Below are 13,780 nucleotides of genomic sequence, written 5' to 3'. Positions count from 1 at the left end.
GCCGGACCTATAACCTTGGAGGCCGATAACGAATGACGACGACATTACGCCCGCCGGCAGTTCCGCTGGTAGCCATTGATCCCTATTTCAGTGTCTGGTCGATGGCAGACCGGCTGACCGACGATTTCACGCGCCATTGGACAGGCAAGCGCAATGCTATGACAGGATTAATCCGTATTGATGGTATTCCGTGGCGATTCGCAGGACGGACAGAGCCCAACCCGGAACAATATTACACCGAGCCGGAGGCCATGCGGCAGACCGGAGTTCAAGTCACGCCATTATCCACGATCTACCGTTTTGAAGCGGGAGGTGTTGCACTGGAAGCTGTATTCACAAGCCCGCTTTTGCCGGGCAGCCTGGAGCTGTTGTCCCGGCCGGCATCCTATGTGTCCTTCCGGGTTCATTCCATCGACGGCAAGCCTCATGCCGTGCAGATTTATTTTGATGTCACAGGGGAATGGTGCGTAAATACGAGCGATCAAAAGGTTATTCTGGAAACGGAGCAGTCCGATGGCCTGACGGTCTTGAAGGCAAGCCATGCTAAGCAGCAGGTGCTCAATGCTTCCGGCGATGATCACCGGATTGATTGGGGAACCCTGATGCTTGCTGTGCAACAGAAGTCCGACACGCAGACCTGGATCGGGTCGGCACAGATTCGGAAGGCGTTCGTGCGATCAGGCGAGCTTAAGCCGGCGGACTGGGAGCCCCAACTGGCAACGTCCGAAGCGCATGAAGTCCGCGCGGCACAGCCGGTGCTGGGCACCCTATGGGATTGCGGCGAAATCCATGGAGAGGAAGAAAAGTCGCATCTGATCGTGCTTGCCTATGATGATATATATGCGATTGAGTATTTTGGAGAGAAGCTCGAGGCTTATTGGAAAAAAACGGGCCAGTCCGCTCTGGAAATGGTTGCAGCGGCATATCGGGAATACGCTGAGATCATGATTCAATGCGAGGCCTTTGATCAACGCCTCCAAGCGGATGCTATCGCTGCGGGCGGAGAGAAATATGGTGATATTCTGTCCATGTCCTACCGTCAGGCCATTGCTTCTCATAAGCTGGTGCTTGATTCAGAGGGACAGCCGCTGTTCATGTCCAAGGAGTGCTTCAGTAACGGCTGCATCGCAACCGTCGACGTCAGTTATCCTTCCATTCCGATGTTTTTGTTGTATCAGCCTGAGCTGGTGCGGGGAATGATGCGGCCGATTTTGAAATATGCGGCGAGCGATGCGTGGCCGTTTGAATTTGCCCCGCATGATGTGGGACAATATCCGCTTGCCAATGGGCAGGTGTATGGAGAGAATGCGCGCGAGGCGCAGATGCCGGTGGAGGAATGCGGCAATATGCTGGTAATGGCAGCGGCAGTCAGCCTGGCTGACGGGCATCTGGAGTTTGCGGCAGAGCACCGCCAATTGTTGTCTCGGTGGGCAGATTACTTGCTGGAATTCGGGCTGGATCCGGAGAATCAGCTGTGTACGGATGATTTTGCCGGACATTTAGCCCGGAACGCCAACTTATCGGCTAAAGCGATCATGGGGGTGGCGAGCTATTCCATCCTGTGTGGATTGCTGGGTGAATCTGCGGAGGCTGACCGCTATCTGCAGGCGGCCAAGGACATGGCTGTCCAATGGGCTCAGCTTGCAGCGAACGAAGGCGAAGGGAGTCCGCACACCAGGCTTTCATTTGGCAGTGAGGACACCTGGAGCCTGAAATACAACCTGATCTGGGATCTTATTTTCGATACACAAATCTTTGACAAGGCCATCATTCAACGTGAGATCAAATGGTATCTGGAACAACAGAATCGTTACGGTGTTCCGCTTGATAACCGGAAGTCCTACACGAAGGGAGACTGGCTGGTATGGGCGGCTTCATTGGCGGAGGAGCAAAAGGATTTCGAGGCGATGATCGCCCCGCTGTGGGATTTCATGAACGAGACCAGCGACCGTGTTCCGTTCTCGGATTGGTATGATACCATTTCCGGGCGGCAAATCGGGTTCCAGCACCGCAGCGTTGTGGGCGGCATGTTCATCAAGCTGCTGAAGGATAAGGGTCTTGTCCAAGCGGGTCAATCATGAGCTAAGCTTTATTGGTGAGAGGGTGTCCCAAAACCATCGTAGATGATTGGGACACCCTATTCTATTGGGAAATTCATAGGATACACTTTCTTTTATTTTGTTAATTTGGTTTTCGTGCTATAATATGGCTTGATTAAAAACCCGCTATTATGGATTAATTTTTATTACATAAGTTCCGCAACTTTTACTTTCCTGTTCGGTCTAATTATATTAGATGGATTGGACGGGAAGATGTATATAGACGGGCGAGGAGGATCGCGCTGTGATGACGGATTCCCAAATGATTCGAGAGATTAAGGAAGGCAATACAGAGCTCTATTCCGAGCTGATGCGCCGTTACCAGCGCAAAATTCTGGCCTTTATTTATCACATGTTAAAGAGCGCTCATCTGGAGCTGCTGGCAGAGGATATTTGTTCGGAGACGTTCTACAAGGCATTCCGGAGCCTGCATTCCTTCCGAGAGGTGGATGCTTCGTTCTCAACCTGGCTGTATACGATCGCGAGAAACACGGTGCTCAGCGAGCTTCGCAAGCAGCGGAGCAGCAATATTCCGCTGGAAGAGAGCGGATTTGTACCTGTAGCCTCAAACGATGAAGTTCCTGAACAGGCCGTTCTCCGTAATGAGAAGGTCGGCATGGTGCGGGAAGCGATCAATAATTTACCGGAGAAGCAGCGTTCGGCCCTGATATTGCGGGAATACGAACAGCTGGATTATCAGGAGATTGCCAATATACTCGGCCAGAGTGTGAGCGCAGTGAAATCCTTGCTTTTTCGGGCGAGGAGCAGTGTGAAGAGTCAGCTTGAACCCTACCTGTATGAACCTGTTTTCGAGCAATTTGAAGGGATGAAAAGCAGATGAATTGTAAAGAGGCCCAAGAGCTGTTTGGGGTCATGCCCGAATTGTCGGAGAGTGATCCTAAACGCAAAATGCTGGATTTGCACCTGCAAGGCTGCGAGTATTGTGCAGCTGAATACAAGATATGGAATTACAGCATGGATGCTGTCCTTGCCATGCCGGCAGAGGTCACGGAGTTTCAGGCCGAGCAAGTGAACCGGCGGGTGATGGACAGAATTTATGCGGAATCTCCGTGGCTTGCGCCGGATATCCGGGACAAAGCGCACTCCAGACGACTTCGCCGCAGAAGTACCATCTGGGCTGCATGCTTTATGGCGGTGTTTCTCCTCAGCAGCATTTTGTATGCCTTGGGCGGTTCCTTTAAGGAGGAGCAGCAATCTCAGCAGCTGACTGGCATTCTGCCGGCAGTTGTTCTGGCGGCTGACGAAGAGATGACTTCCGATTTCTCCTTCACGTTACCGGGATCTTCCCGCGGGATCGTGGATCCGTTTGTCGTACAGCTGGGCCCTGCTTATCCGCAGTACTGGATGCTGCTCTCGTCGGCAGGGATGGTCCTTGCATTTGTATCCTGGAAGAGCCTGCGCCGTTACCGGAGATAGGCCGTTCAATAGATTCAGACCTAACGCTCCCCGCATGCTGTTGCGAAGGGGCGTTTTTTTGATCATTTTTTTAGTAATATCATGCTATAATGGTCTGACATAGAAAAGGAGGGGGCAGCTATGCTGATAGGTTTGATCAGACACGGCTTAACCGACTGGAATGCGGTCGGAAGAATTCAGGGTCAAAGTGACATCCCGCTGAATGAAGAAGGGCGGAGACAGGCTAGACTTCTTGCTGACCGCCTGAAGAACGAGCAAGAGCCTCATTGGGACTTTGTAATTACAAGCGGACTTTCCCGAGCTCAAGAGACGGGCTCCATCCTTGCCGATGCGCTCGGTATCCCCTTATTAGATCCGGATTCACGCATTGTTGAACGCTCTTTCGGACAAGTTGAAGGATTGACTTCTACGGAACGGGAAGCCAGATGGGGCAAGGATTGGATTCTTCAAGACCTGGGTCAGGAGACCGAAGAGCAGCTGCGCAGCCGGGCACTGTCCTTTCTAGAAGAGATGAAGAAGAAATACGGTGATAACCATGTGCTCGTTGTGTCGCATGGTGCCTTGCTGGCTCAGATGTATGAAGCTCTTTTTCCCCAGCAATGCACGGAACGCATCGGCAATTTATCGCTAACCATCCTCGAGAATCATACCGCTGAATGGAAGCTGAATCTATACAACTGCACCCGTCATCTGGAGTATGCGTCCAAGGAAAATTAAACGGAGCGTCGAACCGCAGGATATGATATTATTCTGCGGTTTTTTTCGGTGTCTGTATTATACTAAGGCTGAAACTATACATAGTAGAGGATAAGTGAACTATGAAGCGTATCTTATTGATAGAAGATGACCGGACCCTGAGCCATGGCATTCTGCTAACGTTAAGAAATGACAGTATAGAGGTGGAACAGGCCTTTGATCTCCATTCAGCCAGGGAGCTTGCTCGTAAAGGGATCTTTGATTTGTTCATTCTGGATATTAACCTTCCGGATGGAAGCGGACTGGATTATTTGCAGGAATTGCGCAGTTCTCTCAACACCCCGGTGATCCTCCTGACGGCCAATGATATGGAGACTGATATTGTAGCTGGACTGGAATTGGGCGCGGACGATTATGTAACCAAGCCGTTCTCCTTGGCTGTGCTTCGTGCGCGTATCAATAATCAGCTCAGGCGTACGGAGCAGCCAGTTAGCGGGCTGGTTGTCATGGATGATTTCAGGTTCGACTTTGAACATATGGAATTTCGCAAGAAAGGTCAGTTGATCGAGCTCAGTAAAACTGAGCAGAAGCTGCTGCGTTTGTTAGTGATGAATCGGGGGATCACTTTATCGCGCGCCGATTTGGTTGACCGCATCTGGACGGATGGAGCCGAATTTGTCGATGAAAATGCCTTGTCTGTCACGATCAAGCGGCTGCGGGACAAGCTGGAGTCGATCCCTTCAAAGCCTGAGTATATCCGGACGGTATATGGCATCGGCTACACCTGGAAGGCGGGAGAAGCGTGAATCGGTTGCAATGGTTCGTGCTGCTAGTGTCTTTCTTGGCATTGTTCTCAGCTATAGTGCTTGCTTGGCATACCTTTTACCGGCAGAAGAAATTGATGAAAAAGTTGAATGATATGCTGGATTCTGCAGCCGCAGGCAGCTTCTCGGAGACGATGTTTGACGAGAGCATGCTCTCTGCGGTAGAGACGAGGATGGCGAACTATTTATCGGCTTCGCTCTTATCTGAACGGAGTCTGGCCGGTGAGAGAGACAAAATCAAGATGCTGATCGCGGATATTTCTCACCAGACCAAGACGCCGATTGCCAACATCTTGCTCTATGCTGAGCTGCTTAGCGAGCAGCAACTGCCTGAGGAGAGCATGGACAGTCTGGAAGTGCTGAAGGGACAGGCCGGGAAGCTGGCATTTCTTGTAGATGCTCTCGTCAAAATATCCCGGCTGGAATCCGGGGTGCTTGTGCTTAGCCCGAGGAAGCAGCCGGTTCAGCTGTTGCTGGAGCAGGTCTTGGAGCAGGCTATTCCGAAAGCGGCGGCGAAGCAAATCAGCGTGCACTTTGACCGGACTGAGAGCGCAGCCTGTTATGATCTGAAGTGGACGGCAGAAGCCCTCTATAATTTGCTGGATAATGCGATTAAATATACCGCTCCGGAAGGCGAAATCCATCTCGCTGTGAAGACGTATGAACTATTTCTTCGCATTGATGTTTCCGATAACGGCATCGGCATCTCGGAAGAGGAGCAGCCGCGGATATTTGCCCGTTTCTACCGTTCTCCAGCCGTTTCCGAGACAGAGGGGGTCGGCATCGGTCTTTATCTCTCACGGCAAATCATCACGGGTCAGGGCGGCTATATCCGGGTTCAATCTACGCCGCATGCGGGCAGCATCTTCTCTGTCTATTTGCCGCTGGAGAAATAAAGCGAACATCTTTCAGAACTGTTAGAATTCATGCAGCACTGGAAAGAATGTGGAAAGATTATGCTGGTAAAGTCTGTATGAGCAAGACGAATACAGACTTTTCTTTTTGGGGAGGCAAATGGAGGATGGAGATTTTAAGGACCTCGGATTTAAAGAAGGTATACGGAAAAGGTGAAACCGCAGTCCGGGCTCTCGACGGGGTTGACTTTCAGGTGAATAAAGGAGAGTTTGTCGGTATCGTCGGCACTTCCGGATCGGGTAAATCAACCCTTCTGCACATGCTGGGCGGACTAGATCGTCCAACGTCAGGCACGGTGTGGGTAGATGGTAAGGATATTTTTGCGCTTGGGGATGAAGAACGCACGATCTTTCGCCGCAGGAAAATTGGATTCGTCTTTCAAAATTACAATCTGGTGCCCGTTCTGAACGTATATGAGAATATTGTTCTGCCGATTCAATTGGATGGCAACGAGCCGGACAAGCAGCATGTAGACAATATCGTCGAGACGCTTGGTCTTCATGCGAAGCTGAACAATTTGTCCAATCATTTGTCCGGAGGGCAGCAACAGCGGGTGGCGATTGCGCGGGCTCTGGCGGCCAAGCCGGCCATTATTCTGGCGGACGAGCCGACGGGCAATCTGGACAGCCGTACCAGTCAGGACGTGATGGGGCTGCTGAAGGTGACCAGTCAGAAGTTCGCCCAGACGATCGTCATGATAACCCACAATGAGGAGATCGCCCAGCTGTGCGACCGGATCATTCGCATCGAGGACGGGAGAATCGCAGGCGGTGAGGGGCAATGATCAAGGTCAATAACAAGAAAGCGATCTCCAGGCTTTCCTGGAAATCGTTAAGGGCCAACCGGAACCGGAATTTGATCGCGATAATGGCCATCATGCTGACTACGGTGCTGTTTACCGCGCTATTCACGATTGCTTTTTCGATTAACCACTCTTATCAGCAAGCTAACTTTCGGCAGGTAGGCGGGTACTCTCACGGGGGCTTCAAGTATTTAACGGAGCAGCAATTTGAGGAGCTGAAGGATGACCCGATGATTCGGGATTACGGATTACGGCGATTTGTTGGCATGCCTTCAGAGCCCCCTTTTAACAAAGCGCATGTGGAAGTCAGCTACAGTGATGCTACCGAAGCGAAATGGATGTTTGCCGAGCCGGTCGAGGGGCGGTTTCCCCAGGAGGGAACCCGGGAAGCAGCAACGGATACGCGGGTGTTATCCCTGCTAGGCGTCGAGCCGAAGCTCGGCGCCGAGTTCACGATGACCTTTGAGGTAGACGGGAAGGAGACGACGGAAACATTCCTCCTGAGCGGTTGGTGGGAATACGATGAGGCGGTTATAGCGAGTCATGTGTTCATTCCCGAGAGCCGTGTCGAGGAGATTTTCGAGCGTCTCGATACGCAAGGCGTGGACGGAATAACAGGGACCTATCATTTGGATATGATGCTCGGAAGCTCGCTCCATATTGAGAGAGATCTGAATACGATTTTGGAACGTCATGGTTATCAGAGCAATACCAAGGCAGAAGGCAACTATGTCGCCATCGGGGTGAATTGGGGATATACCGGTGCTCAGCTGGCGGATAGCCTTGACCCGATGACCGCCATCACGATCATTCTGCTGCTGATCATCATCATCATTACCGGGTATCTGATCATCTATAATGTGTTTCGGATTTCCGTAACCAGCGATATCCGGTTCTACGGCCTGCTCAAGACGATCGGAGCCTCGGGAAGACAGCTTCGGCGGATCATTCGCCGGCAGGCGCTAATATTATCTGCTGTAGGGATTCCATTGGGACTTGTCATCGGATACGCAGTGGGCGTGCTGCTGACCCCGGCCATTTTAAATCAGTTAAACGGGGTAACTCACGGACAGTTCACGGCCAATCCGCTCATCTTTATCTGCGGAGCGGTCTTCTCGCTCGTGACGGTCATGCTGTCCTGTGCTAGACCCGGTAGACTGGCTTCCCGGGTCTCCCCGGTGGAGGCGGTTCGTTATACGGAAAGCTCTTCAATCCGGAAAACCGCACGAAAAGGGAAAACCAAGGTCTCGTTGTGTCGTATGGCCCGGGCGAATTTGGACCGCAGCCGAAGCAAGACGATCATCACGGTGATTTCCCTCTCTCTTGCGGTAGTATTGCTAAATCTTGCCGTTACCTTCACGAACGGCTTTGACATGAACAAATATTTGGCGGACAAGGTTGCCGATTTCATCGTGGCGGACGGCAATTATTTTCAGGTGGCCGGCCAATTCTGGAACGAGGATATGGAGGTTTCGGAAGATGTCATATCCGAAATTCACAAGCAGCCGGGAATTGAAAATGCCGGAAGAATTTACGCGAATACCACAAGCGTATTGGAATTCGTCTCCGAAGCGTTCTACCGCTCCAAATGGGAAATTTGGAACGATAAGGCTGCATTGGATATGATGGTTGAAAGAAAGGATCGACTTCCAGACGGCCTGCTGGCGGATCAGGTCCAGCTTTACGGCATGGAACGAAGCCCGCTGGATAAGCTGATCTTGCTAGACGGGGATATTTCGAAGCTTTACGAGGCAGGGAGCAAGTATGTTGCTGCGGTCTACAGTTATGATGATTACGGAAACCCTGTCATGTCCTCGCATTGGGCCAAGCTTGGAGATGTCATTACTCTGCGATATGTTAAAGAGTATGAATATTATAATCGGAATACCGGTGAGATTTATTCCGAAGGAAATATCCCTCAAGATGAGCCTGTCGATGCGCGACCGATCAAATATGAGGATAAAGAGTATGAAGTAGCCGCTCTGGTGGGCGTTCCGCATACGATAAGCTTCCGGCATTACGGTGCCGATGAATTCGTGCTCAATGCCGAGACGTTTGTTCAGGATTCCGGCACCGATTCGATTATGCTATACGCTTTCGACACTACGGATGAAGCGGAAGCATCGATGGAGGCCTTCTTGTCGGATTATACAACCACTACGCAGACCAGCTATGACTATGAGAGCAAGCAGACCTATGCCGAGGAATTTGAGGGCTTCCGGTCCATGTTCCTGCTCCTGGGCGGGGTATTGTGCGGCGTCATTGGATTGGTAGGCATTCTTAACTTCCTGAATGCGGTTCTGACGGGTATTCTTACCCGCAAAAGGGAATTTGCCGTCCTGCAATCGATCGGCATGACCGGGCGGCAGCTCAAGGGAATGCTGGTCTGGGAAGGATTACTCTATACTTTAGGCGCGGTAGGGTTATCTCTGGTAATCAGCGTGCTGACTGCCCCGCTGGTAGATCCGGCTTTATCCGGCATGTTCTGGTTCTTCACATATCGGTTCACGCTGATCCCCGTGCTGGGGATTGCTCCGGTGTTTGCACTGCTGGGGATCTGTCTGCCCCTGCTAGTCTATCGGATTACGGCGCGCCAGACCCTTGTGGAACGGCTGCGCGACATTGAAGGATGATAGAGAAAATAGGCTCGTCCCGCGAAATAACCCGGCAATTGCCGGGTTATTTTTTTGACTGTACTCGAATAAAGTTCAGAAATCTTCCCATAATGGTAGTAAAACGGCGAGGCGGGATGTTATGAATCTGGCAGATATGCTTACCTATGCCGACATCGGTCAGCTTAGCAGAATAGCGAACCATTACCAGTGCGACTGCAACGGGAATTCGAAGCATGAGCTTATCCAGTCTATCCTGCAGAGGATCGGGAGAAGGGAATTTCTGGAGCAAAACGTTGAGGACATGAGCATGGAAGATTTGCGCTTCCTGAATGCGCTGCTCTTTGACGGCCGCCGGCATTTCAGTCTGGAGGAGCTGGTCGCCTGTGCACAGCATTCACGGTTTACGGACGATGCAAGGGAGAAGGAGAACCCGAGGGAAGTTATATCCCGGTTCCGTCAGCGGGGCTGGCTATTCCAGGGGATGACCCAGAACACCCGTTACTTGTATGAGGTTCCTGAGGACTTGAAGCGGCGCTTCAGAGAGGTATTGGAGCGAAGATTCGCCTCCGGCATGATTCCTTTGGGGGAGGAGCCGTCCATCTACCGGGAGGAGCCGGACCTGCTTAGCGAGGATCTCTTGCTGCTGCTGAGGTATATTCGGGATCATGAGATCCCGCTCAATAATGAGGGCGTCATGTACCGAAGAAACCAGCAGCAGTTGCTGGATACACTTCACGTTGCCGAGCCGCTGGTGGGTAAAGGCTGGCGGTTCGGGTATGGCCGGCACTTCAAGGATTACCCCAACCGAATGTCGCTGCTGTACGATTATGCCACCCAATCCCGCTTGATTCAGGAGAACCCGGCTTCGCTAACCCTTACCTCTGCGGGAGAGTCCTATCTGCTGGAGGAACGGAGAGAACCCATGATGCAGTTTGTCCTGTTTTGGTTAAGACTCTATAAAGGGCCGATTCCAAACCTGCTCTCTTTAGTCTACTGGACGCTGCACTGCTGCCGGGAATGGGTGTCGCTCGCTTCGCTGTTCAGCAATTTGTCGCCCTTGATCAAGCCTTTTTTCTACGATTCATCAGAATCCATCTTTGAAGAACGTATCATCCGGATGCTGCTGCATCTAGGCATGGTAAGAATCGGTGATAACGGTCAAGGAGAGAAGTATATCCAGACGACTCCCTTTGGCAGAACGGCCGTACATAAGCTGACCAAAGAGTAGCAGACAATCAGATCTCGGCAAAATAATCACTCCTATTTATGCGCTGGAGGTGCATCCTATGGATCAGATGAAGGTGACTTACGAAGCAATGCTCAGTTTGGCCGCAGAAATGGTCTGGGACGAGGCTTTGCGCAAACACCGTTCGGAGCAAATTTATTGCGAGATCGACAATGCGCTAGCCCAAGGCGACGAGACAGCGTTTCGTCTCTTGACGGAAGAACTGAGAATGTTGAAAAAATAAAGAAATGCCGTCATGGCATTTCTTTTTTTTTGTCACTCGAACTTGTCAACGGCAGAAACATGTATATAATAGGTACGAAAAAGAAGGAGGCATATGTAATGAAGTTCAGCGAGTTTGAAGCGGAGACCTGGGATGAAATGAAGAAATTCTTCGATACCTGTCTTCTCCCGGTAACTGGGTTAACCGGAAGCGAAGCGCCCCACGAGGCTGCGGAACGACTGGAGCTGCTGCGTGATGTCATGGACTGGATCGAGTCTCCTTTTCAAGGAAGAGTGGTAACTTACCCGGCTGTCCAATATGGCGGTGCTGAAGCGGCAGACCAGATCAACAGGATCATACAGGGCGTAAGGCAAGCCGGATTCATCTATGTCATCGTGGCTTCGGCAGTAGAGGAGCTGAACGAGGAGCTGCTGTCAGGGGTAAATTTGATTGTGACACCGCAGCGGTATGCCAAATCTGCAGGTCAACGTAAATCACAGAATCCAGCAGTCCAAGAACAAATTCTCAGATTATGGCAAGAGGGAAAATAGAATAATTGTGACAAATTTTTGACTTTTACATAGATCGAAACTCCCGAATGATGGAAAAGTTGTGTCAAATTCTTGACGGTCCAAATGCGCTAATATATTATAAATATGACTTCTATAATAATGTGATATTTGTCATTGAAGACAGCGGCATTTTAGCGTGTAAAGGGGGTTGAAGAGAGTATGAGCCATCAGCACGAGGAACACGAATCATCGCACAAACCGCCTGTCCGTAAGGAAATGTCCAGACGGCAGTTTCTTACATACACCTTGGGAGGTGCCACCGCCTTTATGGTGGCAGGCGTTACGCTTCCAATGGTCCGGTTTGCCGTAGACCCGATCCTCCGGGATAAAGGAGAAGGCGCTTTCGTAAAAGTGGCCGAGGTCAGCAAAATTACGAATGAACCGCAGGAGTTCCACTTTGAATTAAAGCAGCAAGACGGATGGTACTTAAGCACAGCGAACCTGGTTGCCTGGATTCGCAAAGATGAGAGCGGAAATATTTATGCGCTTTCACCGATTTGTAAGCATCTCGGATGCACGGTTGGCTGGAACAGCAACAGCAATTTTCCGGACCAATACCATTGCCCTTGCCACGGAGCGCATTATACGAAGGAGGGCAAGCAACTGGCCGTTGCTTCCAAGCCGCTCGACGAGTATAAGGTCATGATTAAGGATGACTGGGTATATCTCGGCGAGATCGTTCCGAACACGATTGTATCTTAAGGAGGCGCAAATCCTGATGTTTAAAAATGTGTACGACTGGATTGACGAACGTCTCGATATTACGCCGATCTGGAGAGACGTTGCGGATCATGAGGTACCGGAGCATGTCAACCCGGCGCACCATTTCTCCGCATTCGTATACTGTTTCGGCGGCCTGACGTTTTTTATCACTGTGATTCAGATCTTGTCCGGGATGTTCCTGACGATGTATTATGTCCCGGATATTATTAATGCTTACAAAAGTGTCGAATACCTGCAAACCCAGGTTGCCTTCGGGCAAATCGTGCGCGGCATGCACCACTGGGGGGCAAGTCTGGTCATTGTCATGATGTTCCTGCATACGCTTCGTGTCTTCTTCACAGGCTCCTACAAGGCGCCTCGGGAGATGAACTGGGTGGTCGGGATGCTGATATTCTTCGTCATGATCGGGCTGGGGCTGACCGGATATCTGCTTCCATGGGATAACAAGGCGTACTTTGCTACCAAGGTCACGCTCGAAATCGCCAATTCCATTCCGGTGTTAGGACCGGTGATGAAGGAGCTGCTGCAAGGCGGAACGATTGTCGGCGCCGAGACTCTGACTCGCTTTTTCGCCATTCACGTGTTCTTCCTTCCTGCCGTACTGCTGATCCTGCTGGTAGGACACTTTATTATGATCCGCAGACAAGGAATATCCGGGCCGCTCTAGGCAACCCTTGTATTCGGGCAGTATGGACTTAGAACGATAGAAGTGCGTGTTCAACCTCTAGAAGAGAAGGGAGGCAATAAATATGGCTCATAATGACAAGTCCAAGCAGGAAAAGATTGTATTCGTCGGCGATTCCCGGGTCAGAAGGGGCAACGGATTCGTTACGCCTCCTGATTATACGGCTTATCCCGGCAAATCCGAGGCATTTATTCCGAACTTTCTGCTCAAGGAGTGGATGGTCGGCGTCGTGGTGCTTGTCGGATTTCTCGTGTTGACCATTTCGGAGCCGGCGCCGTTAGGATTCCCTGCGGACCCGAGCGCTTCGGTCATTCCGATGCCGGACTGGTACTTCCTGTTCCTGTATCAATATTTGAAATATCCGTATGCCTCAGGCAACTATGTTATCCTAGGAACGATAGGTATTCCGACGGTTGCATTCGGTGCTTTGCTGCTGGCTCCGTTCCTGGACACCAGCAAGGAACGCCGCTTCTATAAGCGGCCGATTGCTTCAGCTCTGATGTTCCTGTCTCTGGCATCCCTCGTTTATTTGACTAATTTTGCATGGACGCACTATAAGCACGAATTGGAAAAAGCGGGCGTTGAGCCCGAGCATATCCAGCGTGAGGAGCAGGCGCTTGAGAATCGCCTCGCCGGACTCCCTCCGGCAGGCAGTGAGCCGCAGGCCGAGATCGCCATTGTCGATAAGGATGATCCGGCAATGGAGTTCTATACCAAAGCCACTTGCATAAGCTGTCATGGCACGGACCTGAAGGGCTCGGGCGGCCCTTCACTGAGGGGTGTCGGTGACAAGCATGATAAAGAAGCTATCCTTGCCATAATCAAGGAAGGGTACAACGGGAAGATGCCTCCGATGTATACGGCAGCGATGAATGCAGGCTTAACCGACGAGGATCTCGATCATTTAGCCGAATGGCTTGCGAAGCAAAAGGCGGAAGCAGTAGAATAGAAGGAACAGAAAACC

Annotated in this window: 14 protein-coding genes; all 14 read left to right on the top strand. The window is 51.2% G+C overall.

From position 1 onward, the window contains the following. Positions 1 to 32 precede the first annotated feature (32 nt). The 14 genes from KI362_RS12890 to KI362_RS12825 all read left to right on the top strand — a co-directional run bounded on the left by KI362_RS12890 (position 33) and on the right by KI362_RS12825 (position 13,765). Complete coding sequence (locus KI362_RS12890; RefSeq protein WP_301627543.1) at positions 33 to 2,081, top strand: glutaminase family protein; 2,049 nt, start codon at positions 33 to 35, stop codon at positions 2,079 to 2,081. Between the two features lie 265 nt (positions 2,082 to 2,346). Further along, positions 2,347 to 2,940 (top strand): RNA polymerase sigma factor, encoded by a 594-nt coding sequence (locus KI362_RS12885; RefSeq protein ID WP_044478993.1) that lies wholly within the window; start codon positions 2,347 to 2,349, stop codon positions 2,938 to 2,940. Continuing rightward, on the top strand, positions 2,937 to 3,536 hold the full coding sequence (locus KI362_RS12880; RefSeq protein WP_301627542.1) for a zf-HC2 domain-containing protein: 600 nt from the start codon (positions 2,937 to 2,939) through the stop codon (positions 3,534 to 3,536). Before KI362_RS12885 ends, KI362_RS12880 begins: the two co-directional genes overlap by 4 nt. A gap of 120 nt (positions 3,537 to 3,656) precedes the next feature. Next, positions 3,657 to 4,253 carry a histidine phosphatase family protein gene (locus KI362_RS12875; RefSeq protein ID WP_301627541.1) on the top strand — a complete coding sequence of 199 codons (597 nt, stop codon included), beginning with the start codon at positions 3,657 to 3,659 and terminating at the stop codon, positions 4,251 to 4,253. Positions 4,254 to 4,354: 101 nt separating this feature from the next. Next, entirely contained in the window at positions 4,355 to 5,038 is a 684-nt protein-coding gene (locus KI362_RS12870) for a response regulator transcription factor (RefSeq protein WP_301627540.1), read from the top strand. Next, complete coding sequence (locus KI362_RS12865; RefSeq protein WP_301627539.1) at positions 5,035 to 5,952, top strand: sensor histidine kinase; 918 nt, start codon at positions 5,035 to 5,037, stop codon at positions 5,950 to 5,952. The genes KI362_RS12870 and KI362_RS12865 overlap by 4 nt, the downstream gene beginning before the upstream one ends. Positions 5,953 to 6,077: 125 nt before the next feature. Further along, on the top strand, positions 6,078 to 6,755 hold the full coding sequence (locus KI362_RS12860) for an ABC transporter ATP-binding protein (RefSeq protein WP_301627538.1): 678 nt from the start codon (positions 6,078 to 6,080) through the stop codon (positions 6,753 to 6,755). Further along, a complete protein-coding gene (locus tag KI362_RS12855; protein WP_301627537.1) occupies positions 6,752 to 9,406 on the top strand; it encodes an ABC transporter permease in 2,655 nt (884 codons plus the stop codon). Before KI362_RS12860 ends, KI362_RS12855 begins: the two co-directional genes overlap by 4 nt. Before the next feature lie 121 nt (positions 9,407 to 9,527). Next, on the top strand, positions 9,528 to 10,616 hold the full coding sequence (locus KI362_RS12850; protein ID WP_044478984.1) for a hypothetical protein: 1,089 nt from the start codon (positions 9,528 to 9,530) through the stop codon (positions 10,614 to 10,616). Positions 10,617 to 10,674: 58 nt separating this feature from the next. Then, positions 10,675 to 10,857, top strand: coding sequence for an IDEAL domain-containing protein (locus KI362_RS12845; RefSeq protein WP_044478982.1), 183 nt, complete (start codon positions 10,675 to 10,677; stop codon positions 10,855 to 10,857). 98 nt (positions 10,858 to 10,955) lie between these two features. Beyond that, a complete protein-coding gene (locus KI362_RS12840; protein WP_301627536.1) occupies positions 10,956 to 11,387 on the top strand; it encodes a DUF2487 family protein in 432 nt (143 codons plus the stop codon). 180 nt (positions 11,388 to 11,567) lie between these two features. Then, positions 11,568 to 12,110 carry a QcrA and Rieske domain-containing protein gene (locus tag KI362_RS12835; protein WP_044478980.1) on the top strand — a complete coding sequence of 181 codons (543 nt, stop codon included), beginning with the start codon at positions 11,568 to 11,570 and terminating at the stop codon, positions 12,108 to 12,110. A gap of 16 nt (positions 12,111 to 12,126) precedes the next feature. Continuing rightward, the gene (gene qcrB / locus KI362_RS12830) at positions 12,127 to 12,798 is read left to right on the top strand and encodes a menaquinol-cytochrome c reductase cytochrome b subunit (protein ID WP_044478979.1); all 672 of its coding nucleotides are present in this window, start codon (positions 12,127 to 12,129) and stop codon (positions 12,796 to 12,798) included. An 82-nt stretch (positions 12,799 to 12,880) separates the two neighbouring features. Further along, positions 12,881 to 13,765 (top strand): menaquinol-cytochrome c reductase cytochrome b/c subunit, encoded by an 885-nt coding sequence (locus tag KI362_RS12825; protein ID WP_301627535.1) that lies wholly within the window; start codon positions 12,881 to 12,883, stop codon positions 13,763 to 13,765. Positions 13,766 to 13,780 lie beyond the last annotated feature (15 nt).

The organism is Paenibacillus apis, assembly GCF_018333295.1.
In the GTDB taxonomy this organism is placed as follows: Bacteria; Bacillota; Bacilli; order Paenibacillales; family Paenibacillaceae; genus Fontibacillus; species Fontibacillus antibioticophila.
The sequence above is the reverse complement of the archived record's forward strand: the minus strand, read 5'-3'. Positions and strand labels throughout refer to the sequence as shown.

Bases quoted from the DNA above. Each gene is read 5' to 3' on its own strand.
- KI362_RS12890 (WP_301627543.1), top strand. From the start codon at position 33: ATGACGACGACATTACGCCCGCCGGCAGTTCCGCTGGTAGCCATTGAT.
- KI362_RS12885 (WP_044478993.1), top strand. From the start codon at position 2,347: ATGACGGATTCCCAAATGATTCGAGAGATTAAGGAAGGCAATACAGAG.
- KI362_RS12880 (WP_301627542.1), top strand. From the start codon at position 2,937: ATGAATTGTAAAGAGGCCCAAGAGCTGTTTGGGGTCATGCCCGAATTG.
- KI362_RS12875 (WP_301627541.1), top strand. From the start codon at position 3,657: ATGCTGATAGGTTTGATCAGACACGGCTTAACCGACTGGAATGCGGTC.
- KI362_RS12870 (WP_301627540.1), top strand. From the start codon at position 4,355: ATGAAGCGTATCTTATTGATAGAAGATGACCGGACCCTGAGCCATGGC.
- KI362_RS12860 (WP_301627538.1), top strand. From the start codon at position 6,078: ATGGAGATTTTAAGGACCTCGGATTTAAAGAAGGTATACGGAAAAGGT.
- KI362_RS12855 (WP_301627537.1), top strand. From the start codon at position 6,752: ATGATCAAGGTCAATAACAAGAAAGCGATCTCCAGGCTTTCCTGGAAA.
- KI362_RS12850 (WP_044478984.1), top strand. From the start codon at position 9,528: ATGAATCTGGCAGATATGCTTACCTATGCCGACATCGGTCAGCTTAGC.
- KI362_RS12845 (WP_044478982.1), top strand. From the start codon at position 10,675: ATGGATCAGATGAAGGTGACTTACGAAGCAATGCTCAGTTTGGCCGCA.
- KI362_RS12840 (WP_301627536.1), top strand. From the start codon at position 10,956: ATGAAGTTCAGCGAGTTTGAAGCGGAGACCTGGGATGAAATGAAGAAA.
- KI362_RS12835 (WP_044478980.1), top strand. From the start codon at position 11,568: ATGAGCCATCAGCACGAGGAACACGAATCATCGCACAAACCGCCTGTC.
- qcrB (WP_044478979.1), top strand. From the start codon at position 12,127: ATGTTTAAAAATGTGTACGACTGGATTGACGAACGTCTCGATATTACG.
- KI362_RS12825 (WP_301627535.1), top strand. From the start codon at position 12,881: ATGGCTCATAATGACAAGTCCAAGCAGGAAAAGATTGTATTCGTCGGC.